The sequence below is a fragment of the Tolypothrix bouteillei VB521301 genome, from assembly GCF_000760695.4.
GTDB classification, from domain to species: Bacteria; Cyanobacteriota; Cyanobacteriia; order Cyanobacteriales; family Nostocaceae; genus Scytonema; species Scytonema bouteillei_A.
Genome location: NZ_JHEG04000001.1, coordinates 2860104 through 2887003, shown reverse-complemented (window position 1 = coordinate 2887003; position 26900 = coordinate 2860104). Strand labels below are relative to the sequence as shown.

The 26900-nt window shown below is 41.9% G+C and carries 25 protein-coding genes; 10 read left to right on the top strand and 15 right to left on the bottom strand.

Translation table 11 applies throughout. The annotated features are described in order from the left end of the window. Window positions 1–42: 42 nt before the first annotated feature. A complete protein-coding gene (locus tag HC643_RS11495) occupies window positions 43–600 on the top strand; it encodes a hypothetical protein (protein ID WP_336604341.1) in 558 nt (185 codons plus the stop codon). On the opposite strand, the gene cobN is transcribed toward HC643_RS11495, so the two are convergent. From cobN to HC643_RS11480, 3 genes are all read right to left on the bottom strand, one after another. Further along, complete coding sequence (cobN, locus tag HC643_RS11490) at window positions 597–4508, bottom strand: cobaltochelatase subunit CobN (RefSeq protein ID WP_038075260.1); 3912 nt, start codon at window positions 4506–4508, stop codon at window positions 597–599. The two genes, HC643_RS11495 and cobN, sit on opposite strands and share 4 nt — an antisense overlap. 117 nt (window positions 4509–4625) lie before the next feature. Continuing rightward, window positions 4626–5225 carry a nucleotidyltransferase family protein gene (locus tag HC643_RS11485; RefSeq protein ID WP_038075256.1) on the bottom strand — a complete coding sequence of 200 codons (600 nt, stop codon included), beginning with the start codon at window positions 5223–5225 and terminating at the stop codon, window positions 4626–4628. A gap of 49 nt (window positions 5226–5274) precedes the next feature. Beyond that, the gene (locus tag HC643_RS11480) at window positions 5275–5823 is read right to left on the bottom strand and encodes a hypothetical protein (RefSeq protein ID WP_162002223.1); all 549 of its coding nucleotides are present in this window, start codon (window positions 5821–5823) and stop codon (window positions 5275–5277) included. Between the two features lie 144 nt (window positions 5824–5967). On the opposite strand from HC643_RS11480, the gene HC643_RS42085 reads away from it, so the two are divergent. Further along, window positions 5968–6090 carry a hypothetical protein gene (locus HC643_RS42085; RefSeq protein ID WP_272899736.1) on the top strand — a complete coding sequence of 41 codons (123 nt, stop codon included), beginning with the start codon at window positions 5968–5970 and terminating at the stop codon, window positions 6088–6090. Further along, the gene (locus HC643_RS11475) at window positions 6087–6989 is read left to right on the top strand and encodes an alpha/beta fold hydrolase (RefSeq protein WP_162002222.1); all 903 of its coding nucleotides are present in this window, start codon (window positions 6087–6089) and stop codon (window positions 6987–6989) included. The genes HC643_RS42085 and HC643_RS11475 overlap by 4 nt, the downstream gene beginning before the upstream one ends. 300 nt (window positions 6990–7289) lie before the next feature. Here HC643_RS11475 and HC643_RS11470 read toward each other — a convergent pair whose 3' ends face one another. Next, the gene (locus tag HC643_RS11470) at window positions 7290–7748 is read right to left on the bottom strand and encodes a MarR family winged helix-turn-helix transcriptional regulator (protein WP_050045686.1); all 459 of its coding nucleotides are present in this window, start codon (window positions 7746–7748) and stop codon (window positions 7290–7292) included. A 126-nt stretch (window positions 7749–7874) separates the two neighbouring features. Here HC643_RS11470 and HC643_RS11465 point away from each other — a divergent pair, with 126 nt between their 5' ends. Together HC643_RS11465 and HC643_RS11460 are read left to right on the top strand one after the other, a co-directional pair. Then, window positions 7875–8780, top strand: a complete 906-nt coding sequence (locus HC643_RS11465) for an EamA family transporter (protein WP_050045685.1) — start codon at window positions 7875–7877, stop codon at window positions 8778–8780. A 51-nt stretch (window positions 8781–8831) separates the two neighbouring features. Then, complete coding sequence (locus HC643_RS11460) at window positions 8832–9782, top strand: glutathione S-transferase family protein (protein ID WP_038075243.1); 951 nt, start codon at window positions 8832–8834, stop codon at window positions 9780–9782. Here the strand turns inward: HC643_RS11460 and HC643_RS11455 are convergent. From HC643_RS11455 to HC643_RS11430, 6 genes are all read right to left on the bottom strand, one after another. Next, the gene (locus HC643_RS11455; protein ID WP_167844662.1) at window positions 9760–9924 is read right to left on the bottom strand and encodes a hypothetical protein; all 165 of its coding nucleotides are present in this window, start codon (window positions 9922–9924) and stop codon (window positions 9760–9762) included. The genes HC643_RS11460 and HC643_RS11455 overlap by 23 nt on opposite strands. A 27-nt stretch (window positions 9925–9951) precedes the next feature. Further along, window positions 9952–10185, bottom strand: a complete 234-nt coding sequence (locus HC643_RS11450; protein WP_038075241.1) for a hypothetical protein — start codon at window positions 10183–10185, stop codon at window positions 9952–9954. 666 nt (window positions 10186–10851) lie between these two features. Continuing rightward, window positions 10852–14115, bottom strand: a complete 3264-nt coding sequence (locus tag HC643_RS11445) for an efflux RND transporter permease subunit (protein ID WP_050045684.1) — start codon at window positions 14113–14115, stop codon at window positions 10852–10854. A 78-nt stretch (window positions 14116–14193) separates the two neighbouring features. Beyond that, a complete protein-coding gene (locus tag HC643_RS11440) occupies window positions 14194–15423 on the bottom strand; it encodes an efflux RND transporter periplasmic adaptor subunit (protein ID WP_038075236.1) in 1230 nt (409 codons plus the stop codon). A 188-nt stretch (window positions 15424–15611) separates the two neighbouring features. Then, window positions 15612–16211, bottom strand: a complete 600-nt coding sequence (locus HC643_RS11435; protein WP_038075232.1) for a GUN4 domain-containing protein — start codon at window positions 16209–16211, stop codon at window positions 15612–15614. 270 nt (window positions 16212–16481) lie between these two features. Continuing rightward, entirely contained in the window at window positions 16482–16643 is a 162-nt protein-coding gene (locus tag HC643_RS11430; RefSeq protein WP_153021456.1) for a hypothetical protein, read from the bottom strand. 343 nt (window positions 16644–16986) lie between these two features. Here HC643_RS11430 and HC643_RS11425 point away from each other — a divergent pair, with 343 nt between their 5' ends. Beyond that, the gene (locus HC643_RS11425; RefSeq protein ID WP_038075229.1) at window positions 16987–17700 is read left to right on the top strand and encodes an SDR family NAD(P)-dependent oxidoreductase; all 714 of its coding nucleotides are present in this window, start codon (window positions 16987–16989) and stop codon (window positions 17698–17700) included. Window positions 17701–17780: 80 nt separating this feature from the next. Here the strand turns inward: HC643_RS11425 and HC643_RS11420 are convergent, their stop codons facing one another. Beyond that, window positions 17781–18290, bottom strand: a complete 510-nt coding sequence (locus HC643_RS11420) for a pentapeptide repeat-containing protein (RefSeq protein WP_038075226.1) — start codon at window positions 18288–18290, stop codon at window positions 17781–17783. 706 nt (window positions 18291–18996) lie between these two features. Further along, on the bottom strand, window positions 18997–19422 hold the full coding sequence (locus HC643_RS11415; RefSeq protein ID WP_237266070.1) for an aldo/keto reductase: 426 nt from the start codon (window positions 19420–19422) through the stop codon (window positions 18997–18999). Between HC643_RS11415 and HC643_RS11410 the strand changes: the two genes are divergently transcribed. The 4 genes from HC643_RS11410 to HC643_RS11395 all read left to right on the top strand — a co-directional run bounded on the left by HC643_RS11410 (window position 19412) and on the right by HC643_RS11395 (window position 23191). Continuing rightward, window positions 19412–19621, top strand: coding sequence for a hypothetical protein (locus tag HC643_RS11410; protein ID WP_167844661.1), 210 nt, complete (start codon window positions 19412–19414; stop codon window positions 19619–19621). The two genes, HC643_RS11415 and HC643_RS11410, sit on opposite strands and share 11 nt — an antisense overlap. 653 nt (window positions 19622–20274) lie before the next feature. Continuing rightward, window positions 20275–21513: a phosphotransferase gene (locus HC643_RS11405; protein WP_038075223.1), complete on the top strand. Its 1239-nt coding sequence runs from the start codon at window positions 20275–20277 to the stop codon at window positions 21511–21513. A gap of 63 nt (window positions 21514–21576) precedes the next feature. Beyond that, entirely contained in the window at window positions 21577–22677 is a 1101-nt protein-coding gene (locus HC643_RS11400) for a T3SS effector HopA1 family protein (RefSeq protein ID WP_038075220.1), read from the top strand. 67 nt (window positions 22678–22744) lie between these two features. Next, a complete protein-coding gene (locus HC643_RS11395; protein WP_038075217.1) occupies window positions 22745–23191 on the top strand; it encodes an acyl-CoA thioesterase in 447 nt (148 codons plus the stop codon). A gap of 51 nt (window positions 23192–23242) precedes the next feature. On the opposite strand, the gene HC643_RS11390 is transcribed toward HC643_RS11395, so the two are convergent. The 3 genes from HC643_RS11390 to menA form a co-directional block, all read right to left on the bottom strand. Then, window positions 23243–24721 carry a 2-succinylbenzoate--CoA ligase gene (locus HC643_RS11390; RefSeq protein WP_167844660.1) on the bottom strand — a complete coding sequence of 493 codons (1479 nt, stop codon included), beginning with the start codon at window positions 24719–24721 and terminating at the stop codon, window positions 23243–23245. After that, window positions 24715–25716 (bottom strand): o-succinylbenzoate synthase, encoded by a 1002-nt coding sequence (locus HC643_RS11385; protein ID WP_167844659.1) that lies wholly within the window; start codon window positions 25714–25716, stop codon window positions 24715–24717. Before HC643_RS11385 ends, HC643_RS11390 begins: the two co-directional genes overlap by 7 nt. A gap of 277 nt (window positions 25717–25993) precedes the next feature. Further along, the gene (menA, locus tag HC643_RS11380) at window positions 25994–26893 is read right to left on the bottom strand and encodes a 2-carboxy-1,4-naphthoquinone phytyltransferase (protein ID WP_038075214.1); all 900 of its coding nucleotides are present in this window, start codon (window positions 26891–26893) and stop codon (window positions 25994–25996) included. Window positions 26894–26900: the final 7 nt, after the last annotated feature.

The following is a 26900-nucleotide window of genomic DNA, read 5'->3' as shown; positions in this document are numbered from 1 at the left end:
AGCAACTAAAAATTTTCTTAACTACAACCTAAATAACACTTTGTGCAACTAACGTTCGTTACCGCACCACTTTCCATGTTGATCTGCCTTGATACCCATATCCCCTTTCCTCGTCCTTTGGTTTATGCCACTTATCGCGACAAGCTAACAGAACTTGTACCTTATATGTCAAAAATCAGACAAATTAAGTTCAAATCAAGCCAAGAGCAAGACGAGCTTTTATATTTAGTACATGATTGGTATGGTGGTGCTAATATTCCTGCATTAGCGCGTGCTTTCCTCAGCGAAGATTTACTCAATTGGACAGAAGATTCTATTTGGAATAATTCTGAATACACAACCACTTGGCACATCAATACTCATGTTTTTACTGAAGCCGTTCGTTGTACTGGCAAAAATCAATTTTTTGAAGATGATAAAGGAACGCTCATCCAAAGCAGGGGCGAACTTATTATCGATCCACAACAGATAAAGGGTACACCACAGCAGTTAACAGTGGCGATCGCCCGTGTCATTGAAAATTCACTAGGGAAACAGATTGCACCTAATTTCCAACAAATGAGTGTGGGAGTTTGTAACTACTTAAAAGAGAATTTTTAAAACTGACTTTCTATGATTCCTTCTGCTTCATGAACCAAAGAACGTAATGTTTCAAGAGTTTCTCCTGACACATTTTCCCACAAACCCCGTTGGTGAGCTTCTAATAATCTTTCTGCCATATCCCGCAACACCCAAGGATTATTTTGTTGAATAAATTGTTGAACTGTTTCATCAAATAAATAAGCCTCAGCTATTCCTTGATACATAAAATCAGCAACACAGTTAGTCGTAGCATCAAAAGCAAATAAATAATCTAGAGTTGCTGCCATTTCAAAGGCTCCTTTATAACCGTGACGCATGGCTCCTGCAATCCATTTTGGATTCACAACCCTAGAGCGATAAACGCGAGTTATTTCTTCTGTAAGCTTGCGGATTTTTGGTTGTTGGGGACGAGAATTATCGCCAAAATAAGTGACGGGAAGTTTTGCAGACACCGATCTAACAGCAACGGTTAAACCGCCTTGAAATTGATAGTAATCATCGGAGTCTAATAGATCGTGCTCTCGATTATCTTGGTTCTGCAAAACAATTTGCATATTGTGTAACCTTTGGGTAAAAGCTTCTGGTACAAATTTACCCTCAGCTTTACGGGTGTAAGCATAGGCGCTCCAATTAATATAAGCACGAGCTAAATCATCTTCATTTGTCCAGTTTTGTGATTCAATTAAACCTTGTAACCCAGCACCATAAGCGCTGGGTTTTGAACCAAAAATTCGATAGAGCGATCGCGCTTTTGCTTGTTCTGCTGTCAATCCTTCAGTTTGCCAAAACTCTGTTTCTGTTTTCACTTTTGCAGCTAAAGGATTTATATCTTCAGGCTCATCTAAATGAGCAACAGCCGTGACAGCACTATCAAATAAATCCATTAAATTTGGGAAAGCATCGCGGAAAAAACCGGAAACTCTTAAAGTCACATCTACACGCGGACGACCTAAAATTGAAGGGGGCAAAATTTCAAAATCTACAACTCTTCTAGAAATACCATCCCAAACGGGTTTGACTCCTAATAGCGCCAAAGCTTCTGCAATATCATCGCCTCCAGTTCGCATAGTTGAAGTTCCCCAAACAGATAAACCTAATGTTTGAGGGTATTCTCCGTGTTCTTGTGTATATCTTTCTATTAATATTTCTGCAGCTTGACTCCCTACATCCCAAGCAGTCTCTGTAGGAATAGCACGAATATCGACAGAGTAAAAATTCCGTCCTGTGGGTAATACCTCCGGTCTTCCCCTCGTTGGAGCACCAGATGCGCCACTCGCCACATATTTGCCATCTAATCCTCGTAATAAATTAATAATCTCTTTTTCTGTTTGTCTGAGTGCTTTTAAGAGAAAATTCTGAATCCATCTTAACTCTTGAGTTGTTGTTTTACCGCTTTGCGGGATTTCTTCATTTTCAATGATATAAGTGACGAGATCTGATGCACAATCTTCAAGGATTTGAATAACATCACCTATGATTCGGCAGTTTTTCAGCTTTTGATATCTTTCACTGAGTTCTCTTAATCCCTCCTTGTAAAGGGAGGAACCGTCTGAAGCTCCCGCTTCTCCATCGGATGGGGATTGGGGTGGAGTCAAATCTGAAGTTGCAGTTCCCACCTCCCGGTAAAATGAGGTTTCGGGTAGGGTCAAAGTAGGAAAATTAATCTCAAATGCTTGACTGAAATCTACAGTTAAAGGATCGAAATCTAATTGCCAATCTATCGCGATCGCCCTCGTCAATCCCAATCTACCAACACCGGGATTTCTGGCAATAGCAACAATTAAATCTCGTAATTGTTTTCCTGATGGACATTGACCAAAAATATGCAAACCATCCCGAATTTGAGCTTCTTTTAATTCACAAAGATAACCATCAGCTGCATTGAGAAATGAAGAAAGAGTCGATTTATCGAAACGAGAAATATCAATCCCCAAATCTTGATGAAGATGCTCCCGCTCGATTAATTGAGTTATGCGATCGCTAATTGCAGGTAATCGTGATGGCTCTAAACTTTGAGCTTCATAATACTCATCGATCAATCCTTCCAAAGAGTATAAATTACCATATAATTCCGCACGAGTCATGGGTGGAGTTAAATGGTCGATAATCGTTGCTTGAGAACGTCTTTTGGCTTGCGAACCTTCACCCGGATCGTTAACAATGAAAGGGTAGAGATGGGGAATTGCTCCCAAGACGGCTTCTGGATAGCAATTCTCAGACAGTGCTACACTTTTGCCTGGTAACCATTCCAAGTTACCATGTTTGCCAACATGAACAATCGCATTTGCACCAAAAGACTCAACCAGCCAATGGTAAAAAGCCAAATAGCTGTGGGGAGGCTCCAAATCGGGTGCGTGATAATTCAAAGATGGATCGCGATCGTAACCCCGTGAAGGTTGTATTCCCACAAATATATTCCCTAACTGTATACCCGAAATGGGCAATGAATCGGTTTCTTCAGGGAAACCCCAACGGTTTTTTAGTCCTTCTTGTACTGCTTCAGGTAAACTATAAAGATGCTCTAGATATTTCTGCAAAGACAAAGATTGCCGTACTTCTCGGAATGGGTATCCCTCTAAATCGTTAGTGACACCAGTTGTTAATAATTGAATTAATTCCTCTCCCGTATTGGGAATATTATCCACATAATATCCTGCTAACTGTAAAGCCTTCAGAATTTCAATGCAACTTGCGGGTGTGTCCAATCCCACACCATTTGCCAAGCGTCCATCACGATTGGGATAATTAGCTAATATTAAGGCAATCTTGCGATTTTGTGGTGGAGTATGCCGTAATTTTACCCAATTTGCAGCCAAATCTGCCACAAATTCAATCCGAGAAGCAACAGGTTCGTAGCTGACAACATCAGTTTGCAGTAAAGGGCTGGGAGTTTTGACTGCTTTAAAAGAGACGGCTCTAGTAATAATTCTGCCATCCACTTCCGGTAAAGCCACATTCATTGCGATATCCCTTGGTGTGAGTCCGGAAGAACCAGATTCCCAGTGTTCGCGACTGCTACCGCTAAGAATGACTTGTAACACTGGTATATCTAATTGTTCCCAAAGTTCTACTTGTGGTGTTTCTGCTTCTAATTTTGCTAGAGCAAAACTAGTTGTATTTAATAAGAGGTCTATCTTTTGACTGCAATATTTTAACAACTCCGCTTGGACATCTGGCTCTCTTAAAGAAGAAACAAAAATAGGAATTGCTGTAAGATTTCTTTGTGCTAGAGCTTGACAAAGTGCATCAATGACTGATGTATTTCCAGCTAAATAATGAGACCGATAAAAGATGATACCAATAACACCGATTTGAGAATCTGGTTTGCGTACAGGAATGAAATTATTCTCTACTTGAGTGTAGATAATGCGATCGCTGGGTGAATATGTTCCCACACGAGGAACTGGTTGGGGTAAATTAAAGGTGTAGGTGCAACCGAGAAAAGTTGTAGCGATAAATTTGAGACTGTTAAGATAATTTTCCGTACCGCCTTCATTGAAATACTGCCATATCTGATTGGCGTCTACTAAAGAAACATTAGAGCAACTTATGAGATTGAGATCGGGTCGTTCGTCTCCTGGTAAGACAATTAATTTTGCGCCTGTCTGTTTAACCGTCTGTTCAACAACTTCCAATCCATAACTCCAATAAGCTCTACCGCCAAGCAACCGTAAAATAATCACTTCCGCCGCACTCAACACATCTTCAGCATACATATCAATTGTCAGTTGTTGCTGGAGTTGTAGTAAATTGACAACCCGTAACTGTAGAAATTCTGAGGGTAATTGAGTAACAGCAACAGATAAAGTTTGAATGTCGGTATCCGCAGCCGTAATTAAAACAATAGGTGCTGGTTGTTGCTCGATCGCCATCACGCCTTCTGCTGATGGATTCCAACCTCCTGGTGTAGTTGCAAGACGATGCATAAGTTTTAAGTAAAGGCTCTCCCGACTTTGAGTGAGAGCAGTTTAGCACAAGAGCAGAACATTACCAAAATTTTTGCAACAAAGCCCCTGTCATTTCTTTATCTCGTTCCACTCCCTTCAGATTGAAATTGCATTTTTAAATTGCTCGTAGTCGTTGCGTGTATCAAGATCGAATATACCTTCTGGGAAAGAAAAACTAACAACTTTCTCAGCATTTTGTTTGATAACCTGTCTTGCGCCAGCAACACCATTAAGTGTCAGTAATTCTGCAAACAAATTGCGTTTGAATAACGCTGGTACACCCCGGACTCCTCCATACTCTGAAGCAATAATTTGTCCATCTGTCTCTTGGAAGATGTTAACCAGTTGATTGACGATCTGAGTAGAAACAAATGGCTGATCGCACAGCATCAATACAACAGCTTCTACACCAGGTTTAATTTCATTGAGGGCTTCCATCCCACACCGAATTGAAGTGCTCATACCTTCAGCCCAGCGATCGTTTTCCACAATTCGGACATTAGATAACTCCACCTCAGGTCGAATACACTCAGCATATGCTCCCAAGACAACGATAACGGGGTTGCAGACGGAAGCAAGCGCTACCTCAACCATATGGCGAATCAAGCTGTGTTGTTGATACTGTAGCAGTTGCTTGGGTGTACCCATACGGGTAGATGCACCCGCCGCTAGTAAAATCAAACCAATATCAGACATTTGAGTTTCGCCTATTGCCTTTTATAGAAATCATAATTTTACTGGCTTCTTAAATCTTAAAATGATTAAAAAAATCAAAAATCATTTTAATTGGAGCTGAAAGAAAAACTGAGCCGAACAATATTGTTCCATAGTTCGTCAATTGTTCGGTTATATCACTTTGTCTTGTAATGACTGAATCTAAAACAGATTGAGTTACCAAATTAGATGACAATATCAAGATAAAACCAATCAAGGGCAGTGCAACTAAGAGCATATTGGAATAAAGATTAGACTTTGTAGCAACCCATTTACCATCAGAGTAATTTATAGATGTTACATCACCAAGTATTGTATAAAAACTTTCTTGGATAACTTGATCATTCGGTTGATAGTTAACAACAACAAAGTAATAGCATTTTGGTATTGTTTGAAATATAACTTGAGGATCTTCAATAAAACATGAAGTGTAATCGCCTTGTTTAAAAACCCGATGGGATGCTGAAGAGTTTTGATATTTGAATTTAGCGATAGTGGAGAATAACAAGCCAAAAATAATAATTATTGCTAATTGAGCAATTGCCAACCATCCTAATGTCTCTAATTCGTTGTTTAACACTTTTTTCAACTCATATTCATTCGACAACCCTTTTAGAGTACCCAAGGATTACATTTGATATTAATGTTCCTTCCAAATCAAGCGCTATAACAAAAGGTTTACATTTCAACATACTATCACCTACCTAATGGAACTATTTTTAGTATGCTTCGCAGTACCATTAAGTACAAAGTAGAATGGATTGGCGCTTTATTTATAGAAGTTCCAACAAACGATCGAGGAAACGTCCATAGGGGAGGGAAAACGGTAGGATGCAATCTGACATGAAGACTCAGAGTGTTGAGATGGCTCAAGCTGCTTATCTCGATCGCTGTGCGCCTGGATACCGCACTCGTCGGGTGCATTGGTCAGGTGGGACGACGCAGGTAATCGAACTTGGCGAAGGGACTCCCCTGCTTCTTGTTCACGGAGGTATGGGTGAAGCCTTTCAGTGGGGAAGTATCCTTTCGGCTCTCGCCAAGAGTCACCGCGTGCTGGCAGTGGATCGACCAGGTCACGGACTCGCGGATGCATTTGACTATCGGGGAGTAGATATACTTGCTCATGCATGTCGATTTCTTGGCGATATTCTCGATACCGAGGGACTTCCTGCCGTGCCAATTGTGGCAAGTTCTATGGGTAGTCTGTGGTCGGTTGCCTTTGCACTCTCTCATCCAGAGCGAGTCCCACGTTTGGTTTTGGTCGGCGCTCCGGCAGGAATTCAGCGCTCTCAGCCGCTCCTGATGCGCTTGGGCACACTGCCTATCCTGAAGACTATTGTGCGTTCTCAGATGCAGAAACCAACACGCGAGAGTACTCGCGCCTTCTGGGCGCAGTTGATGGTAGCCCATCCGGAGCGTCTTGATGATGACTTTCTCGATGTCTCAACGGCAAGTCAAGCCCGCAATGTGACAAATTGGTTCACGCTGATCGACAGTACGGTAGATGTTCGCGGTATGAAGCAGAAGTTGGTGCTAGGCGATCGCTGGAAGCAGCTTTCGGTTCCAACAACGTTAATCTGGGGTGAGAAAGACGTATGGTGTCAGCCCGAAGTGGGGGAAGCTGTAGCCGCCAGCAACCCGCAACTGAGGGTAGTGCGAATTCCGGATGCGGGGCACGCACCATGGTTCGATCGACCGGATAGGGTCGTCAACGCAATTCTGGAAGCCCTCGCTGCCTTGAGATAGATTTCTTCCTGCATTTCGTTGGTAACACAACGATTAGCGACATTGCCTAAATCAACCATTCAGAAGTATGATGCTTTCGATTGTCCTGGTATTAAAAGCTTGTTGCATTGCTTTTTTAAGGACGAGTACGCTTTTTCTAGCTTCAAAAATTTCTTTTTGGAAGCGATCGCCTGGATCGTTCTATTACCGCACTCTCTGGCATTAAAAGCTGTATCACTTGTTGTGTATGCTTATAGCTTTTCTAAGTGCCATTCTTGCAGAAACCCAAACCTCAACGAATTATCTCTGGGTAGTTCATGCTTACTTCTGAGTAGAATTTTCTCCAAGAACTTTTTTGAGTGCTTGTTGCATAACTTTGACTTCTTCATCACTCAGTCGATCGCCAAAATATTCTGCAATTCCTTCAGAGTAGATAGCCCACATTTTTTCTTGCATTGCTGCACCCGCTTCAGTTAACACTGCAAATGTTCCCCTGCGATCGCTCGGACAGGGTTGTCGCTCCAATAGCTCGCTTTTTTCCAGGCGATCAAGCAAGCGGGTGAGATGACTCCGGCTTAACAGGACTCGTTCTGCGAGTTCGCTCAATCGCAAACGTCCCTCTGGTACTTTTTTGAGTTCCCACAGCACATCGTACCATTCCAATGGTGGCAGTTTCGCAGCCGATAGTTTTTCTTGAATCTTCTCGATCGCTTGAATCTGAACAGTGAGAAACAGCCGCCAAGTGGAGTTTCGCATTTCGTCTAATCGCTGCTTTGCCATCAGTCTAAAGAATTTCTCCAAAAGTAGTTGCAATTTCAATTATTGCATATTATCTTTAATTTAGTTGTAAATGCAATAATTGCAGCTTCAACTATAAAATGAGTCGTTTGACTCATGGAGACACAAATGCAGAAGCAGAATCCTTTCGGTCTTTTTGCGGTGGTCGGAGCTTCGACATTTTGGGCGCTCGCCGCTAATGTCGCAAGCAGTTTATTTGAGGGAGGCGTAAGTCCTTTTGAGCTAGCAGGAGTCAGCGCCATACTTGCTACCATTGGGCTAATGGCGCTCAACCTGTTGCAGAAGCATCCTATTTTGAGAGTACCGAGTCTTTCTCAAATTGCGTTAAGTGCTTTGTTTGTTATGTTCGTGGGAGCAGATTATCTCGCGATCGCAAAACTTCCTGTTGCTATTGCCATCGTGCTGATCTTCATGGCTCCGGGTTTTGTCGTGCTGTGGAACGCACTCCTATCGCGGCGCGTTCCTTCCGCAAAAGTTTTGATTGCTCTGGCGCTTTCCTTTTTGGGCGTTGTCCTGGTGTCTGGTGTGGTAGGCGGGGATTTAAGCCAAGTGAATTGGTTTGGTATTGCAATTGGTTTAACAACGGCGATTCTTTTTGCAGCGTACACTCTATTGAGTGAAAAGATTGGCGCTCAAGGAACACCTGTTAACGCTCTGCTGCAAACGTTTTCAATTGCGAGCCTTATTTGGTTTGGCTTTTTGCTGACTCAAGGCTTGACGCCTCATTTACTAGAAGTCATAAATGCTCCCAAGATTCTCTATATGGGTATCATGGGAACGCTCTTACCCTATCTGTTGTTTTTGTGGGGAGTTCGTCACGTACAAGCTGAAAGAGCTGCGATCGTTGCTTCAATAGAACCGTTCATTGCTGGAATTATTGCCTGGATTTGGTTTGGACAATATCTTACTCTGCTTCAAATCACAGGTGGAATTCTGATTGTGGTAGCAATTTCCTCATTGCAAATAAACAACCAAGCAACTTTGAAAAAAAATCGATTGAATTATGAAGGATAAAAAATCAAATCTTATCCTTCACACTTTAGTGAACCTATCTTTGGAGGTTTTATGAAACTATTAGTAAACGGTGTTTGGCATTCTGACTTTCAACCGCTTGAAGGGGAAAGAATACAAACAGGTTCTTTTCGAGAGTTTATCTCTGCTGATGGTTCTTCTGGGTTTAAAGCCGAACGCGATCGCTATCACTTATATGTTTCTTTCGCCTGTCCCTTTGCTCATCGCACCATTCTAGCTCGTCAATTAAAGCAATTAAACAGCGTAATTTCAATGTCCGTCCTCAGCCCGGATTGGGGAGATCCAAGCGGATGGACATTTGGGGACTGGAGCCATACAACAGCAGATACCGTTAATGGTTGTGACTACCTGTATCAAGTTTACGTTAAAGCAAAATCAAACTTTACAGGTAGAGTCACGGTTCCGGTTTTGTGGGATAAGCAAACAGGAACAATCGTCAACAACGAATCTGCAGATATTTTGCGTATGTTGGTGACGGAATTTGATGCGTTTGGGAATGCGAGTCTCAATCTCTATCCCCAAGAACTGCGAGCAGAGATTGATGATATAAATGCATTTGTATCAGATCGGATCAACATCGGTGTTTATAAAGTTGGTTTTGCCAGTTCTCAATTAGATTACAACACTGCGATCGCGCAGTTGTTTGATGCTTTAGATATTTTGGAAACTCGGTTAAGCGGTCAGCAATACTTGGTGGGTCATTCTCTCACAGAAGCAGATATTCGACTTTTTGTCACACTCGTTCGGTTTGATGTCGCCTACTACGGAGCCTTGAATTGCAATCTCCGCCGTCTGACAGATTATCCCAATTTGTGGAATTACACGCGCCACATTTATCACTTACCAAACGTGTCAGACACCGTAAAATTTGACCATATCAAACGTCATTATTACGATACCTACGAAGGATTAATTAATCGACGGATTATTCCCATCGGACCTATCTTAAATTGGGATATTCCTACTTTGCAAGTCTGCCATTAATATGGCTGCGGCGTCTCAAACCTTTAGAGAAGTAAGCTAATAAAAATGTTGTCATACCCATCATACCCAAATGCCAATTTGCCGCAGTCAAAACAGTTGTCCCAATAATTAACAAGCAAATTAAGCTGTGTTTAATCTTCATTTGTCTTCCGTGAAGAATCCCTAATTTCTACTCTTCCTCTCTTTGAGATTTCATCTCTCGCACGCACTCTTGTGCCATACCTACAACTAGCCCTACGCTAGCACCAATTAAGGCATATCTGTTATGCAAATCTTTGTAATACTGGCCTTCAAATTTCAATTCATTAAAATTACTCTGACCAATTTGAGCAGCAGCCAAGCCTATTACGGAGCCAATTCCAGCAGTTATCAAACCTGAGAAAATAATCAGTTTAATATTCATGATTTCCTCATGTTGAGATGATTCATAGGTAGGTAAAAATGAGGGTTTGCAGGACCTCGAAGAACTCTTAATTCGGGGTTCTTACAGCCTGTTAAAATTCATTGACTGAAGAGCTAGTGATGCAAGAAGAAATTGTAAAATAGATATACAACAGTAATTGTAAACAAGATGTGATTTATCCAATCATCTGCATTCCATTTTTTAAACATTTTTGTTACCTTTACACATAAAGGTTACTTTTCTCAAAATAATTGTACACTATTTCTTTCTTTGAAATTCTCAACTTTACGATCGATAATATTACTAGAGCCATTGGAAATCGCGTCTATATAAACAAAGTCTCTTCGGGTTTGCCAGTCCCCAGGGCGTGGGAAACCCGCCTACGTGAACTTTTTATTAAGTCCGCGTATAGCCCTTACGGGCATAGCCTGCGGCATCGCGTAGCGTGCGCTTTGCGCTTAGGCGGACGAGCGTTTGTATAGCCGAGGCAGCGCGTTGCGGGGGTTCCCCCCGTTGTTCGCGAAGCGTCTCCGTAAGGAGATAGCGCCTGCCGTCCAGAATTCTATTCTGAGGGCATTTCATTTTGCTTTGCAATTGATGTTTTGAAAAAAGAGAGCGAGCGTTTAAATCCCCTACTTTCAAGTATGGGGATTTACCGAACACCAATCACTCTTCGGTGGAGTATCCACGGAATGCAGGGAGTACTTGTTCTTGTGGTTGGGGTGTATCTGAAGGCTGTGACGGACTTGTGGGTTTACCGGGTTTACCAGGTTTTAAGAAGCGGTCTTCTAGGTTTTTGATAACAACGTACAAGACTGGAACTAAAAACAAACTTAAAACAGTTGAAATCAAATAACCACCAAACAGCGCTGTTCCTAAAGCCCATCGACTCATGGCTCCAGCACCAGAAGCTATCACCAATGGCCAAAACCCAACTAAACCAGCAAAAGCAGTCATCAGAATTGGTCGCAAGCGTTCTTCACAAGCGCGGATTGCAGCCCTGGTGTAGTTCATTCCTAGCTCTGCTGACTGGTTGGCAAATTCGACAATCAAAATTGCATTTTTACTAGCCAGACCAATCAGCATAACCAACGCTACTTGAACATACATATTATTGTTTAGCGTAGGCCAAACACCACCTTGCTGGAAAATGTTGGCGCGGAACACGATCGCACCGAGTGCGCCCAAGATTGCCAGAGGTACGGTAATCATAATGATAGTTGGATCGACGTAGCTTTCGTACTGCGCCGCTAACACTAAGAAAACCATGACAAAGGCTAAGCCAAAAATAATTGGTGCTGCACCACTAGAAGATCTCTCCTGAAAGGCGGTTCCAGTCCAAGCAAAACCAAATCCTGGTTGTAAAACTTGGTTCGCAACTTCTTCCATAGCTTGGATTGCTTGTCCCGTACTGTATCCTGGTGCTGGAGAAGCTTGAATTTTAATGGATGGGTAAACGTTAAAGTGAGTGACAACAGGCGGGTAGGTTAATCTTTCCATTTGTACCAAAGTACTCAGTTGAATGAGGTTACCATCCTGAGAGCGCACGTACAGACGACTAACATCATCAGGATTAGACCGAATTGTCCCCTCCGCCTGAGCATAAACGCGATACAACCGCCCACCAAGCACGTATTGGTTGACATAGCTTGCACCCAAATAGGTTTGCATGGTGCTGAAAATATCACTCACTCGGACATTCTGAGCTTTGGCTTGATTGCGATCGATGGAAATTTGCATCATCGGGCTGTTGAAGGTGAACTGGGTAAAGACACCTCCTAATTCCGGTCTCTTCTGGGCTGCTGCTATTACCTTTTGGGTATTGTCGATGAGCGCTTCCATGGGAAGTGCTTGTTTGTTTTGGATGTACATCTCCAACCCGCCTGTACTTCCCAAACCATCCACTGGTGGGGCGTTAACAGCGATCGCGATCGCTCCAGGGATTTTTTCTCGCAACCCTTTATTGATTTTTCGCAGAACACCAAAAATGGAATGCTCTGCACCATGACGTTCTTGCCAATCTTTCAACTTGACGAAAAACAGTGTCTTGTTACTGGCGTTCCCTTCAAAACCAAAACCAGCGTTACCAACAACGTGCTCAACTTCCGGAAGTGGTAGCACGACTTCCTCAGTAATTTTCTTAACTAAATCGACACTGTAGTTGAGAGAGACCCCTGGGGGAGCTTCCACAATTGTAAAGAAATAACCCTGATCTTCTTCAGGTATAAATCCCTGGGGAGTCGTCTGATAAATCCAACCCGTTGCAAATAAACCCGCAAGAAATACTGGAATCACGAGCCATCGAACCCGGATCAGGAATTCTACGATTTTGACGTATCCCCCCTTAAACCAATCAAACACGCGGTTAAACCACCGGAAAAACACGCCTAAAGGACCGTGAACTTCCTGCTGTCTCCGCATGATGATAGCAGACATACTGGGAGAGAAGCTCAAGGCGTTGAAGGTGGAAATGGCAATGGAGAAAGCGATTACTAGTGCAAATTGCTTGTAAACGATACCCGTTGTCCCTGGAAAGAAAGTTACGGGGATAAAGACAGCCATCAGTACTACTGATGTTGCGATAATTGCCCCAGTCAGTTCTTTCATGGCATCTAGAGCTGCTTGAAGGGGTTTCATCCCCTGTTCGAGTTTAGCTGCGATCGCTTCCACCACAACGATCCCATCATCCACCACCAAACCTGTTGCCAAGATAATACCAAATATCGTTAACTGATTTAAGGTAAACCCAAGCACATAGGCAATTGCCATTGCCCCAATCAGCGATACGGGAATGGCGAGAGCGGGAATAATGGTAGTGCGCCAATCCTGTAGAAAGATAAAGATGACAAGGAACACCAGGGCGATGGCTTCAACCAGGGTTTTAAAGGCTTCATCTAGAGAAGATGCCACAAACAAAGTATTATCTAAACCAATTGTCGCCTTTAATCCTGGTGGAAAATTAGTTTGCAGCTCTGCCATTTTTGCTTTAATGGCGTTAGCTGTGTTCCAAGCATTCGTACCGGGTAGTTGGTAAGCTAACAAAATGACAGCCGGCGAACCGTCAAACAGAGTTGTCGCGTTGTAATTTTCCGCCCCTACTTCGGCTCGACCGACATCTTTTAACCGAATGAGCGTACCATCCTGACCGACTTTGACCACAATATCTTCGGCTTCCGCAGGAGTGGTAAATCGACCGTTAGCTCGCAAAGCAATTTCATACTGCTGCTCTGTTGAAGTTGGCTGTTGGCCAATTCTCCCCGCTCCCACCTGAATATTTTGTTCGGTAATAGCGCCAATGACATCTTGTGATGTCAAATTTCTAGCAGCAAGGGCTTCGGGGTCGAGCCAGATACGCATGGCGTATTTCCGTTCCCCCACAATTCTGATCGAACCGACACCCTGGATTCGTTTAATTTCGTCAAAGATTTGTCGGTCAACGTAATTGCTTAAAAAGATATTATCGTAGATAAATTTTCCATTCTGGTCTTTTTCTGAATAGAAAGCATAAGCGAGGGTAATCGTTGGTGACTGCTTCTGCGTTGTTACACCAATGCGATTGACTTCTTCGGGTAAATTTGGTTCTGCGATCGCTACATTATTTTGGACGAGGACTTGGGCTGTGTTTCTATCCATCTCTGTAGGAAAAGAGACGTTAATAGTAGCATTGCCATCATTCGTCGTCTGGGAGGACATGTAAACGACCCGTTCCGTACCGTTAATTTCCCGTTCTAGTACGGTGGTAACGTTTTCTTCTGCTGTTTTGGCATCAGTCCCCAAATAGTTAGCAGTCACAGTTACCTGCTTGAGAGCCATTTCTGGGAGCTTATCCAAAGGGAGCAGGGGAATACAGATTCCCCCAACTAAGAGAATAATTACAGTACAAACTGTGGTAAAAACAGGTCGCCTAATGAAAATATCCGCAATACTCATAATGAATGATGAATTATGAATGATGAATTATGAATGATGAATTATGAATTGAAAATTTCATAATTCATAACTCATAGTTCAGTTAGCTTTGATTGGAGTGCCATCCCTTAAAGTAAGAATTTGGGTAACTGCAATTTGGTCACCCGGTTTCACACCATTAATGACTTGGTAGCTTTGACCTTGAATGGCTCCAAGTTGAACTGGTTGACGGCGCACGGTTTGTTTTGAACCTGTTGTCTGGGCTACAAAGACAAAGCTTTGTGCTCCAAGGTTGGATACAGCTACGGTAGGAATCAAAACACCCGACCGTTTGTTCCAAATAACTCTTGCGCGGACAAATTGTCCTTCTCGTAAATTGTTACCTGAGTTGGAAAAGCGGGCTTTGGTTAAGATAGCTTGAGCACCCGTGTCTACTTCTGGCGAGATAAAGTTGATAGTTCCAGTGCTCAAGGGTTTTCTTGTTTTGGCATCTACGAGCTCTACTGGTAACCCCCGTCTTATTTCTGAGGAGCGGTTGCTGGGAATTGAAATTCGCAAGAAAAGATTGTCATTTTGAGTAATCGTGGTTAGGCTCTGACCGACACTAACAACATCTCCTACCTTAACGGGGAAGTCTCCTACTTCCCCGGTAATTGGTGCTAATACTTGTTTGAATTGGAGAGACACGCGAGCAGAAGCCGTATCAGCCTCATATTGTCGGACATTAGCTTCTGCTTGCTTGACGCTGGCTTTAGCAGCTCCTACTTGCTCCGCAGTAGCGCGGAGAGTCGCTAGTGCTGTGTTCAAGTTTTTTCGGGCTATGTCTAACTGCTGTTGAGCCTGTGCTCCTTCAGTCACTAACTTCTGCGTCCTTTGAAACTCAACTTTTTGAAGCTCTACATCGGCTGCATCTCTAACTTGCTGCGCTTCTGCTGCTTTGAGTTGCGATCGCGCTGTCAGGTAGGCGGATTTAGCTGAGTTAACTCTAGCCACAGCACTCAGTAATTCTGGTTGAGTGCGATCTGGTCGCAGTATCACAATTGGCGTTCCTTGCTCGACTCGATCGCCTGACGCGACGGGAATCGATTCTATCCGACCTTCGATTTCGGGTCGCAACGAGACTCTTTGTTGCGCTTCCAACCTCCCTACGAATTCCGAGACATCTTGTAGTGTTGTTGACTGCAATGACTGCAATTTCACTGGTATTGGTTGGGGTTCGCTGGCTGTGGCTTTGGGTTTGTCCTGACTGCAAGCGCTTGTTAAGGCGGAGACCAGAAGAACTGGAAATAATACTTTACAAGCCAATAGAGTGTCGGATTTTTTAGACATATTCTGACCTCAAAAGAATTCAACTGAGGTAAAGGGAGTGATAAGTTAAAGCGAGTCTTTAGAATTCCAAATGACCGGTTACATATCCAAAACAAGCCTCTCAATTTATTAATGGAAAACCCAAAATTCATTCATTATTCAAATCCTCTACTTTTGGTCACCGGTCATCGGTCATCAGTTACCGTTCGTTAAATACTACAAACTAGCAGGCGATTGAAGAAATAGTTGGTCATTTTTGAACCAAAAGGAGAATTCCACCATCGCGAGGGATGACAGCCAATTGGTGCAGCTAATGTATAGTCCAAATCATCGCACTTTTTCCATCGATTGTCCTCACGCCATCCCACACGCTCGCCGAAGCGCTCGATGGCTTTACTATCTTGATTAATGGTGCTTTCGAGGGAACCACCCACGCTTTGGTAAATTTTTATTTGTACGCTAAAACCAAAGCGACCTTCACTGTATTTTGTCCACAAATTGTCTATCACTCGCAGTTCATCACAGGGAAATTGCCTCATATCATCTGGAGTAATATCTCCCAATTCTGGCTCTTTTGTTATTGCTTGAATAACCCGAATAGTTTCCCAATCGGCTTCTCTTAAGTCTCCTACTATTAAAAGTTCTTGCAGTTTTTTGTATTTATGGATATCGGCAATGAGGAGAAAATTATCTTCTGACTTAGCAATGCGATCGCTGAGATTTGATAACAGCTGATTGAATTGCTTTAGCTGCAGTTCTATCGCAGTTAAGCGAGCCGTCACTTCTGATTCATGCACTTCATTAGACATTGAATTCCTCTGAGAATAAGGAGATTTTCCACTGAAATTGTAAATACTGTGTAATTGTTTTCGAGGAAACGAGTTTGCACTCCTTAAAGTGCTGAGGATAATTGCAGCCGTAACATTAATTAATGCTAAGAGACCTGCATTATTGTAATGACTAACTCAATCTATAGTAAGAGCGAGGGTTGCTTGCTGTAAATTACTTTTCCCGGTTTAGCCAAATATGCTCAATATCTGGTTATTACCGAGTAGACCGAGTGTAAACTGCATATTTCCTTATGAATGGAGTTTTGATACGGTTACCTCCCAAGATTTTGACTTTTGTGCCATTGAAGATATATTGACACGAATTTGCTCAAAAGCGTCTACTCTGGTGAAACTCGAAGCGACTGCTTCTGAAGTTTCCATAACTGAATACAAGACCCGTATTTCAAGCATCAGAGCCGATCTTCTGCTTTTTTGTTATTGACTGGAGTTCTTTATGTCATCAATTCATGACATAATAATTGTGCCAATACTAAAGAGGTATAGAAGATTAACTTCTATCCACATGGCACTTCTGTCTCCCCTACATCTCAAAAAAATTTATGTTTGGGGAATGTTTACTGCAAGAATCTACTTTGTATCGCAATAATGTACAAGAAAATCTGCGTGAAATAGTCTATTGTCAAAAAATTCTTATTTGTGAGGCGCGTTGTTATGTAACAATCTCTTAAGAACAGCGAGGCAATAGGAAGAAGAGCCACAGACAAATGGTTTGCACGTTTCCATGAGGTTTTAGATGAACGCAAAACCTGCGAAAAAATACGCACTGGTGACCGGAGGTAATAAAGGGATTGGGTTTGCCATCTGTAAGGGATTGCTGAATGCTGGATTTGAGGTGATTCTAGCAGCGCGATCGCTCTCAAAAGCACGGGATGCTGCAGAAAAACTATCTTCACCATCCAACGTCAGACCAGTTGTTCTTGAAGTCACTGATGATAGCTCCATTCACGACGCCGTTCGAGAGTTATCCCAACAAATCAACCATTTAGATGTACTTGTCAACAACGCAGCAATTTATCCCGATGAAGGCGTGAATATTCTCAACATTTCTCGCGAATTGTTGGATGTCGCTTTAAACACCAACACCCTAGGTCCTATTAGTATCGTTCAAGCCTTCTTGCCTTTATTAGAAAAAGCATCCAGTGCCAGAATTATTAATGTATCGAGTGGATATGGAGAGATCGGCGGTCTTTCAGCACAAGTCCCCAGTTATTGCTTATCTAAACTAGCACTTAACGGTGCGACGATTATGCTCGCTGAAGCTTTAAGACCAAAAAGAATTGCAGTTTACGCTATGTGTCCCGGTTGGGTGAGGACTGATATGGGTGGTGCGTCTGCTCCACGGTCACCTGAAGAAGGGGCTGATACTGCTCTTTGGCTGGCGACAGAAGCTTCATTAAGCGACAGCGGTAAGTATTTCCGCGATCGTCAAGAAATTTCTTATTGTTAAAGTTATTCCGCCCAATTACTTTCAGTAATTAGGCGGAATTGACATAACAATGAGCCTTTATATTTCTCTAGAGAGAGCAGTTACTGAATGGCAAATCCTTGGGGTCTTACCACATCCTCTAAATCAGCCCCTTGAAGATTTGCTCCCAATATATTTGCGTTTGTTAAATTTGCCTTCTCTAAGTCCGCATCAAATAGGTTAGCACTTGCTAGGTTTGCGCCTATTATGTTTGCCTTACCTAAATCTGCACCTTGCAGGTTCGCGCCTTGCAAGTTTGTTCCTTGTAAATTTGCTCTTTCTAAGTCAGCATTTTGCAGGTTTGCATTTTCTAAGTTAGCAGCTTGTAGGTTTGCGTCTTTTAATGTTGCTCCAATGAGATTGCATCCCACACACTCGTTGGTTTCTAGTAAATGTCTAATGTTTGCTGCTACAGATGTGATGGGTGCTGGTGTAGATTGTGTGGTTGTAATTGGTGTTTGTGTTTGAGCGCTAGCACTTGGCTGATCGAACAATGAAAAAGTGACTGCGAGTACTAGAAAGACTGCTGTTACAAGCCAGTTTGTTAATTTTTGAGAATTGGATTTATTCATTTTTCCTTCCAAGGCTTTAGTTTTATACGAGCCACTACTAAACTTCTTACTCACTACTTTAGAAAAGCGGTTCTATAAAATCAAACATTATTTTTATTTAAATTTATAACTAAAAGTGATTAAAAGTATCTTTTAAGTAGAAAGGCGCAAAAAAACCGAACTATGTAACGAAAAGTAAAGTTGCCTAAAAACCTCTTCCCTTCTGCCATCTGCCCTCTGCCATCTGCCTTGTCATGACGATAATTTTTAATACTGACCTACTTACAGAGAAAGGGGCTCTATACGTTCGATAGTTGCGTTTGGTAGAAGTTGGCAATCGATCGCTTGTGAAAAAGAGCAAGGTCATTTGACACAAATGCAAGCCAATGCTTTCTCAATCGAAATGATAATGATAATATTTTACAAAAAAATTATGCATTGCGTACAACCCTTGTTAAGACGAGCAGTTTGCAATGTCTTGAGATTATTTTTCACTAGATATGTCTAGCTGCTTGGACTTCATAATTATAAAAACAATCATAGAGCACCAGCCCCATGATTGTAATCTGTTCCCTGCATTATCCTGTTATGAAAGGTAAGCGGTGTTAACCGTACTTACTGTATTCAACAGTAAAAGACTTTGTATGAGTTGTCTTGCCAATTCTTGTGAATTACAACAATTTCTTGCTATTCTTTGTGAGAATATTGCGCTTGGGATAGGCGACTGTTAAAGATTGAGTGTACTCATATGTTGAACTGGATAGCGATCGCCTGCAGCAAATCCCTTGGGTGCAACTTCTTCAATCCGACGCAGATCGTTTGGTGTGAGCGTAATTTCTGTTGCTCCTACATTCTCTTCTAGATATCGGCGTCGTTTTGTCCCTGGGATGGGAACAATGTCATTACCCTGAGCTAACAACCATGCTAATGCCAGTTGACTGGGGGTTGCACCTTTTTCAGCTGCGATCGCCTTAACCTGATTCACCAGTTCTAGATTCTTGTAAAAGTTCTCACCTTGAAATCGAGGAGACATAAGGCGATAGTCGTCTTCTGCAAAATCATCAGGGCTTGTAATAGCTCCCGATAAAAATCCCCGTCCTAGAGGACTGTAAGCAACAAACCCAATACCCAACTCTCTGACTGTGTCTAAAATTTCGTCTTCAGGGTCGCGGCTCCAAAGAGAGTATTCTGTTTGTAATGCAGCGATTCAGAGTAACGACAAAGGCTTGCTGTTACCTTTACCGTGCTACGAGATCCGTCCTGGTTTTGGCTTCATGGTAAAAAATTTAACAAAAACTTTCTTGCCAATTATTGCGATTCATGTGTGTTTCTTGCTGTTGGTCTTGCAATGAAGTTGGATGCTGAATTTTGGATTTATTACAAAATGTCTCTTAAGCTTAACAATCAGTAAAGTTTTCTTTTAATTTCTAAATCTGCTCGTGTTACCGATAATTGGTTGCTTAAATTACAGAAAATTCTGACTCTTTTGGGGAAAAAAATCAGCGTATTGAAACCAAATCAACATCGACCAATATCATCCTTAAGAAAGATTGAAATTCCAAATTTTTTTCTAAACGCTCGTTTCGAGCCAAAGACTTGTGACGACAGCAACTTGCTGTATAAGAAAATCATTTGAAATATCCGGAAATTAACTGGAATGTCCTGTACTGTGGGGTGTCACTGTAAAAAGTGGATAAGTATATTCCCGTGTCATTTAAAAATTAGGAAAGGTTACAATCGAACAAATGCCAAACATCAAAATTTCTGTTTATACGTAAATCTGTTTAAAATGTTAAAGGATTAACATCTTTTTAGTTAAAATTTAAAGACAGATTAAAGTGAGTATTGCCATTTTGGCAAGTGTCATTTTTTAAAATAAGATATTAATAGTTTATACAAACAGGTATCGATATCAGGCTTGCTGCTATCTACTTATTACTGAAGGAAAAACAACCTCCATTACAACAAATTGTCTAAGCAATCTTTCGATGAGTGGAAATAGTGCATGTTAACCTCACTGTCTTCTCATAATGTTATCCAGGACTTGCAAGAAGCAGGTCTGTGTAGCTCAGAAGAAGGCGTTTCTACCGACTCTGAATTGCCACAGAGTAGCAAGAAAAATTTTAATTTGCTCGTTACTCTGAAAGGAAATCGCCAGCTGTTGGTTAAACAGGAACGCCATATTGATAATGATGGAAAACCACAGGAATTTTTCAATGAATGGCTGTTTCACCAATTGCTCGAACGCTTTCCTGCTTTGGGGAGTATTTCTGCGATCGCATCATTGGTGGTGTACTTTGATAGGAAAAAGTCTATCTTAGTCCGCAATTACCTTAAAGACTATCAAGACACTGCTAGTTTTTATCGACAAAACTTGCGCTTTCCCAACTCGATTGCTACTGCGATCGGTACCAGTCTGGGATTATTGCATCGTGCGACCTTCAAGCATCACGAGTATCGCGATTTTATGGCAACTGCGCCAGAAGGTGAGTATCGCTATCATTTATATAATCCAGCACAAGGACTTGGCTCCATTGGACCGGAAATTATTAGTCGCGTTCCCACGAACGCCTTAAAATTCTACACTCTCTACCAACGCTATGAAACCATAGAAGGGGCGATCGCAGAATTATCTTATGAATGGAAGCCTTGCTGTTTAACTCATAATGAGTTGAGATTGGACAACATTTTGCTTCATTCCAAGTGGGAGCAACTCGACAACTGTCTGGTGCGATTGATTGATTGGGAAGCATGCGCTTGGGGCGATCCCAGCTTTGACTTGGGAACTTTAGTAGCCGATTATTTGGCAATTGGGTTAGAAAGTTTGGTAGTAGACCCTTCTTTAGATTTAGATGAATCTCTGCATCTATCAGCAGTTCCATTCGACATTCTTCAGCCTTCAATATTGGCTCTGATTCAGGCTTATCTCGACACTTTTCCAACAATTCTTGAACAGAGGAATGATTTTCTTCTCCGTACCGTTCAATTTGCGGGTTTAGCGCTGCTTCATAAAATAGATGAAAAAATTAAGCAGCATCGCTACTTTGATAACTCAGGCATATGTACGTTTCAAATTGCCAGAAGTTTACTGACCAAACCGCAAGAATCTGTGATGACTGTTTTTGGAGTTTCAGAAACAGATCTCATCAAACCTTTTGTAAAACTTACAAAATTTTCGCAAGCACAAAAAGAAGTCAATTTGCTGCGTCTCCACAACAATAAAGCACGTTTGCGCGGCTGTTAATCATTTTCATCTCCTCTTTTCCTCTCTCCCTCATTCACTCAGCCACTCCCTTTTTGCCGGATCATGTTAAAATCTTCAAAACCACTCTTAAAATCTCTCTTAGATATAGCTAGCAATATCCAAATTGAATCGAGCTTTTGCATTAGCCATCCTAAATACCAACCTTTTGCCTTACCACAACAAGTAGCAGGTAGATTTCAGCAAACTTCGCCCAGTTTACAACAAAAATATCTCTCTCTATTACTGCGGAATTTTCTTCACGGTATCTATTACAACGGTTCTCTAAAAAAGATACTTATAGAAAAAAATGGTATTTGTCCTAGTAACCTTCCACACAAAAGCTTAGAGAGCGATTCTCAATTTAAAATAGACTTACCGTTTTACGAACAACTACACAGTAGCAACCACGGTGTTGGTTATTTTGATTCTGGTTGGGAAGTCTTGCGACAAGAACCTGATGGTAGTATGGCAGTAGCCAAAGGTGGTTTAACACTATACGTTGAGCGTCCAGCCAACTTAGAAACAATGGTCCAGTCTACTAAAGTAGGTGAAGTCACTGCCATTTGGATGCCAAAAAATCGTATAGAAAATGGCTTCTATATAGCAGTTAGCAATGTCGGTCAGGATTTACAAGTCAATTTAAACGGTGATTTTGGAGTGGGGCGAATTTACTTTAATATAACCCCAACAGGTGCGATCGCTCTTATGAATAGTCTTACAAGGCTACTCAATTCTGCGGAAATTCCATTTAGTTTTCAAGTTCTACACAATCGCTCTAGTTACGGACGCTATGACTCAGGAATTCTGTACTTTGAACGCGAAGACTATTTAGCAGTGCGAAAAATTCTGAAAGCTGTCTATGTGAAGCATCAAGCTCATTTTCACAAAGACATTCCTCTATTCACTAAATTTTTAGCCCCAGGACTCGGTCTTGCAGAAGAACCAAGCCAAAAGTTTGCGTCTCAAGAAAGTTTCGGTATGAACCGTTGTCAAATTGTGGCTAATGCTTTATTAGAATCTTGGGAGAACGGCGATAATTCTACCGAGAAGAGGATGTCAGCAATTTACCAGCATTTTGCTCGGTTGGGTATCGATCTACAGCGTCCATACTTAAATCCAGATTCTGAGGATATTTATTCACCTTTAGATCGAACCAACAGATAATTGGTAAACTTGGTTACAGTAGCAGGCAAACAGCCTGCTATATAATAGACAACCATAATTTTTTAATATGGCTTTTACATACAACCACACCGTTCGCTTTCGAGATACAGATGCAGCCGGAGTAGTTTACTTTGCTAATGTCTTGGCCATATGCCATGAAGCCTATGAAGAATCTCTAGCCACCTTTGGCATGAATCTCAAAGATTTTTTCACGAATCCATCTATTGCATTCCCCATTGTTCATGCAAATGTCGATTTTTTTCGCCCATTGTACTCCGGGGATAATTTAGTTATTAGACTCATACCCCAACAACTGAGTGGGGATAGATTTGAAGTCGGTTATGAAGTTATTGTTGGTGAGGTAGTCGCTGCAAAAGCAATTACCAGACACGTCTGTATTGATACATCCAGCAGAACCAAAACAGAGTTACCCGAAAACATGAAGCAATGGTTGGAGACAAATCGTAAAGGTGCAGAAAGTATAGAGAGAAGAAAATCGCGAGAAACTATCTGAAGGGGAAGAAATTAGTATGATTTTATACTAAATTTCTAAAGAGTGCGATTTCTAACCGGTGGCGCGATCGCAACCGCTATGCTGATTTGTATGCTTAGGTGGAGTAAGTACTTGATTTTGTCTGAGATTTTTTTGCAGAAAATTGCTAGCTAATTCCTGTACCTGTAGCCGATTAATTTTGCCTTGAGAATTTCGAGGTAAGCTGTCTACTTTAATCCAATTTTTTGGAATTTTAAATCGACTCATTTTATTTTTCAATAATTCCTTAATTTGTAAATAAGAAATATTTGAATTTTTAGGTATATAAATTGCGGTTATTGCTTGTCCCCAAACCGGATCGGGTACACCAATCGCGCAAACATCTGTTACCATTTGAGTTCCTCTAATAGCTGATTCCACTTCTATAGCATAAACATTTTCACCACCTGTAATAATTTTGTCACTGCTACGTCCGGAAATATGTAAATACCCCTGTTCATCTAAAAAGCCCAAATCATCTGTTTGTAAAAACTCCCAATTAGTTTGAATATTAGGATAATAACCAAGGGCTAAGGATTGAGAAGAAATCTTAATATTGCCTGTTTGATTTGGCTTCAAAATTTCGCCTTTCTCGTTATAAATATTGACTTTGGCATGAGGTAGCAGACGGGTACAACTATCTTTACCCTTAAGAAAATCATCTGGTAACAGGGTCGCTATTTGAGATGCTGTTTCTGTCATACCATAAGTCAGACCCAATCGAATTTTATGGCATCTTGCTGCTTCTAAAAGTTCGCTCCAAGCAGGCGCACCTCCTAACAAAACTGTCTGAAATTGGGCGAGCCATTGAGTGAGTTCTGCATTTTGCAGGAGACGTTGTAACTGTGTAGGAACTAGAGAAATAAAAAATTCTTGTGGTTGAATATTATAGTTTTGTCCGGATTCTAACTCTTTAAATGGGAGAATTGCCAGCTGACCTCCTGTTGTAAAAGAACGCATAAACTGCATTAATCCGCCAACATGATAAATAGGCAATACGCAAAAGGAGTTAATGTTATCTACTTGAAAATATTCTTTAAATCCCCGTACTGACGCCATTAAAGTTTCCCAAGTATGCATGGCAAACTTAATCTTCCCCGATGAACCGCCTGTAGGGATCATGATGAGTGGAGACGGGGATAGGGAGGGACAGGGGGATGGGGGGAAAGAATGTTGCTCTTTGCAGAGCTCCGATACCTTATGGTTCACGCCCCAAATAATATCTGGTTTAACTAAATCAAAAACCTGTTCCCATTCTTGTTGTCCCCAACCGGGATTACAAAGGAAAACCGGACAATTTGCTTGACAAGCTGCAAGAAAACTTGCAAGAAACTTGACTGGTTCGGGTTCGGCTAAGAGAATCTTTGGAGGTGTTTTCCAATGGGAAAACTGCATTAACTCTAGATATCGTTGTTTGATAATGAGGGGAAATAAATTATCGGAATCGCAAATTAGCCAATCTGAAGGTACGCGCAAGGACTGTTCTACGATATACTCTAACGTTGCTACCATAAATTTTCCAACCAAATTTCTTCTTCTTCTGCAAAAAAATGATTGACTCCAAAACCCACCGCTCTGTTGTATCGCGATAATTCAACAGCCAGTTGGAGTGCTGGTTTTCTACCAATAGAAGTTTCAAAAACAGAAGAAAACACAGCATCAACTTCACACTCCAAGCAAAATTGACGCAAACGGAATGGCGAACCCACTATTCCCGGCTTAATAACAAAAATCTCTCGCCAGCCTTTTTGGTAACAAGCTACGAGTTGGTGGAGTGTTGCGACAGATTCATCTAAAGCTATTGGAGTGTGATAGCAATGGCTCAATTCCAACATGGAATCAAACTTATCTACAGACAGTGGCTGTTCGACAAATTCAATTTCTAAATTTAAAGTACTGTCAGTCTTAAGATTGTCGCAAGTCCACAACCACAAGTTAGCCTCTTCATAACTCAATCCACCGTTTGCATCAAGCCGAAGTTTTGTCAAAGATGGTAAGGTTTGAGCGAGCCTTTTGAAAATTCTTAGTTCTTCAGTAACAGGATAAACACCAATTTTCCATTTAAAAGTACGATACCCCCCCTGCCAAAGTGTTCGCCATACCTCCAATGCATCTTCTCCCGCAGGTAATAGGGCGCTATATGTTAGGGATTTTGGATTGAGTGATAAAGTAGGAGAAACTCCCTTGTCCCCCAATCCCCAGTTCTCCGCCCTCAGTCCCCAAAAAGCCGACTCAAAACCAAATTGACACGCAGGTAACTCATCAGGGATGGAAAAAATTGTTTCGTCTGCGATCGCTTCTGGTAACTGGCGACAGAACGAAAGAGCTTCCTCTTGGTTTTCAGAACCAAACCAGCTGATGGGTGCAATTTCGCCCCAACCCACTCCGCCCAAATCATTTGTGAGTTTGAGGATTATACCTTCGCGAGTCTCCCAAACTCCGTGACTTGTGGTTAGCGATCGCACAAATCTCCGTTGATAGGGACGGAACTGGAATTGGTAATGCATTTTTTGCTAATGGCTAATGGCTAATGGCTAATGGCTAATAGCTAATGGCTAATGGCTAATGGCTAATAGCTAATGGTGAGTCCAGAGAAAGTAGGCGGTGAGTCCAGTGCTTCAGGGAGGTTTCCCGCGACCACTGGGACTGGCGTAAGCCGTTGCGGGCATAGCTTCGCAACGCGTATAGCCCTTACGGGCATAGCCTACGGTATCGCGGAGCGTGTGCAAGGCACATAGCGTCTGTGCTCCTGAGATACAAGGGAGGGCTAATAGCTACTAACGACTAACCTAATACGAACCCCAAGCCAAATAGCAAGCAGCACCAAAAATGCACTGAGACTGCAATAAATTTACAATTGTTTACCTTGTCTGGTTGGTTGTGATTTGTTTGGACATGGTGACATAATTTTCTTGCAAAGGGTAAACTTGCCCAACTTAGTAAAGTCCAACTTGGAAACAGTCCCCAAATCACTCCAATGAAGGCGATCGCATAAATGCTACCTGTAAACCACTGTAAGACTTCCGCTCCTCTTTGCGTACCCAATCGGACAATCGGAGAACGCTTACCTGCGGCTATGTCGTCTTTCACTTGATGGAAGTGAGAACAGAACAAAATTAAACTCGTGGCAATCCCAACAACTACCGAAGCTACCAACGCCCGCCATGACCAATTTGCCGTTTGACTGTAGTAAGCTGCTGATACGGCTAACGGACCAAAGGCAAAAAAGCAAATGATTTCTCCCAAACCCTGATATCCTAGACGGAAAGGGGGTCCTTGATATGTATAGCCTAAAGCACAGCATAACAAGATTATACCTATGACGGTTAAATCTTGTTGCCACCAAGCTATTGCTAATATTCCTAGCAAACCCAGCAATAAAAATAAGTTTCCCACCCAGAATATGAGGGTTTTATTCCCAGTCAAGTTGACTAAAGAATGGTGTTTATTTTTATCAATCCCTGTTTCTGAATCAAAGACATCATTACTGAGATTTTCCCAAGCTAGGATACAAATTGCAGCAGCTACAAAGGTAGAAAAAACTGCTCCATGAAAAGTCTTCGTTTCAGCAAAAGCAACAGCTGTACCCACCCAAATGGGCATAATAGCAACGCTGTACATCGGCGGTTTGAGTGCCGCCATCCATAACTTATTCTTGGGATAAGAAATCAGCTTTGTAGTCATTTGTCGC

What these genes read in the sequence shown, in the direction of transcription:
- cobN (WP_038075260.1), bottom strand. Translation starts at nt 4,508, where the DNA reads ATGCATCGTCTTGCAACTACACCAGGAGGTTGGAATCCATCAGCAGAA.
- HC643_RS11485 (WP_038075256.1), bottom strand. Translation starts at nt 5,225, where the DNA reads ATGTCTGATATTGGTTTGATTTTACTAGCGGCGGGTGCATCTACCCGT.
- HC643_RS42085 (WP_272899736.1), top strand. Translation starts at nt 5,968, where the DNA reads ATGCTTCGCAGTACCATTAAGTACAAAGTAGAATGGATTGGCGCTTTA.
- HC643_RS11475 (WP_162002222.1), top strand. Translation starts at nt 6,087, where the DNA reads ATGAAGACTCAGAGTGTTGAGATGGCTCAAGCTGCTTATCTCGATCGC.
- HC643_RS11470 (WP_050045686.1), bottom strand. Translation starts at nt 7,748, where the DNA reads ATGGCAAAGCAGCGATTAGACGAAATGCGAAACTCCACTTGGCGGCTG.
- HC643_RS11465 (WP_050045685.1), top strand. Translation starts at nt 7,875, where the DNA reads ATGCAGAAGCAGAATCCTTTCGGTCTTTTTGCGGTGGTCGGAGCTTCG.
- HC643_RS11460 (WP_038075243.1), top strand. Translation starts at nt 8,832, where the DNA reads ATGAAACTATTAGTAAACGGTGTTTGGCATTCTGACTTTCAACCGCTT.
- HC643_RS11455 (WP_167844662.1), bottom strand. Translation starts at nt 9,924, where the DNA reads ATGAAGATTAAACACAGCTTAATTTGCTTGTTAATTATTGGGACAACT.
- HC643_RS11450 (WP_038075241.1), bottom strand. Translation starts at nt 10,185, where the DNA reads ATGAATATTAAACTGATTATTTTCTCAGGTTTGATAACTGCTGGAATT.
- HC643_RS11445 (WP_050045684.1), bottom strand. Translation starts at nt 14,115, where the DNA reads ATGAGTATTGCGGATATTTTCATTAGGCGACCTGTTTTTACCACAGTT.
- HC643_RS11440 (WP_038075236.1), bottom strand. Translation starts at nt 15,423, where the DNA reads ATGTCTAAAAAATCCGACACTCTATTGGCTTGTAAAGTATTATTTCCA.
- HC643_RS11435 (WP_038075232.1), bottom strand. Translation starts at nt 16,211, where the DNA reads ATGTCTAATGAAGTGCATGAATCAGAAGTGACGGCTCGCTTAACTGCG.
- HC643_RS11430 (WP_153021456.1), bottom strand. Translation starts at nt 16,643, where the DNA reads ATGCTTGAAATACGGGTCTTGTATTCAGTTATGGAAACTTCAGAAGCA.
- HC643_RS11425 (WP_038075229.1), top strand. Translation starts at nt 16,987, where the DNA reads ATGAACGCAAAACCTGCGAAAAAATACGCACTGGTGACCGGAGGTAAT.
- HC643_RS11420 (WP_038075226.1), bottom strand. Translation starts at nt 18,290, where the DNA reads ATGAATAAATCCAATTCTCAAAAATTAACAAACTGGCTTGTAACAGCA.
- HC643_RS11405 (WP_038075223.1), top strand. Translation starts at nt 20,275, where the DNA reads ATGTTAACCTCACTGTCTTCTCATAATGTTATCCAGGACTTGCAAGAA.
- HC643_RS11400 (WP_038075220.1), top strand. Translation starts at nt 21,577, where the DNA reads ATGTTAAAATCTTCAAAACCACTCTTAAAATCTCTCTTAGATATAGCT.
- HC643_RS11395 (WP_038075217.1), top strand. Translation starts at nt 22,745, where the DNA reads ATGGCTTTTACATACAACCACACCGTTCGCTTTCGAGATACAGATGCA.
- HC643_RS11390 (WP_167844660.1), bottom strand. Translation starts at nt 24,721, where the DNA reads ATGGTAGCAACGTTAGAGTATATCGTAGAACAGTCCTTGCGCGTACCT.
- HC643_RS11385 (WP_167844659.1), bottom strand. Translation starts at nt 25,716, where the DNA reads ATGCATTACCAATTCCAGTTCCGTCCCTATCAACGGAGATTTGTGCGA.
- menA (WP_038075214.1), bottom strand. Translation starts at nt 26,893, where the DNA reads ATGACTACAAAGCTGATTTCTTATCCCAAGAATAAGTTATGGATGGCG.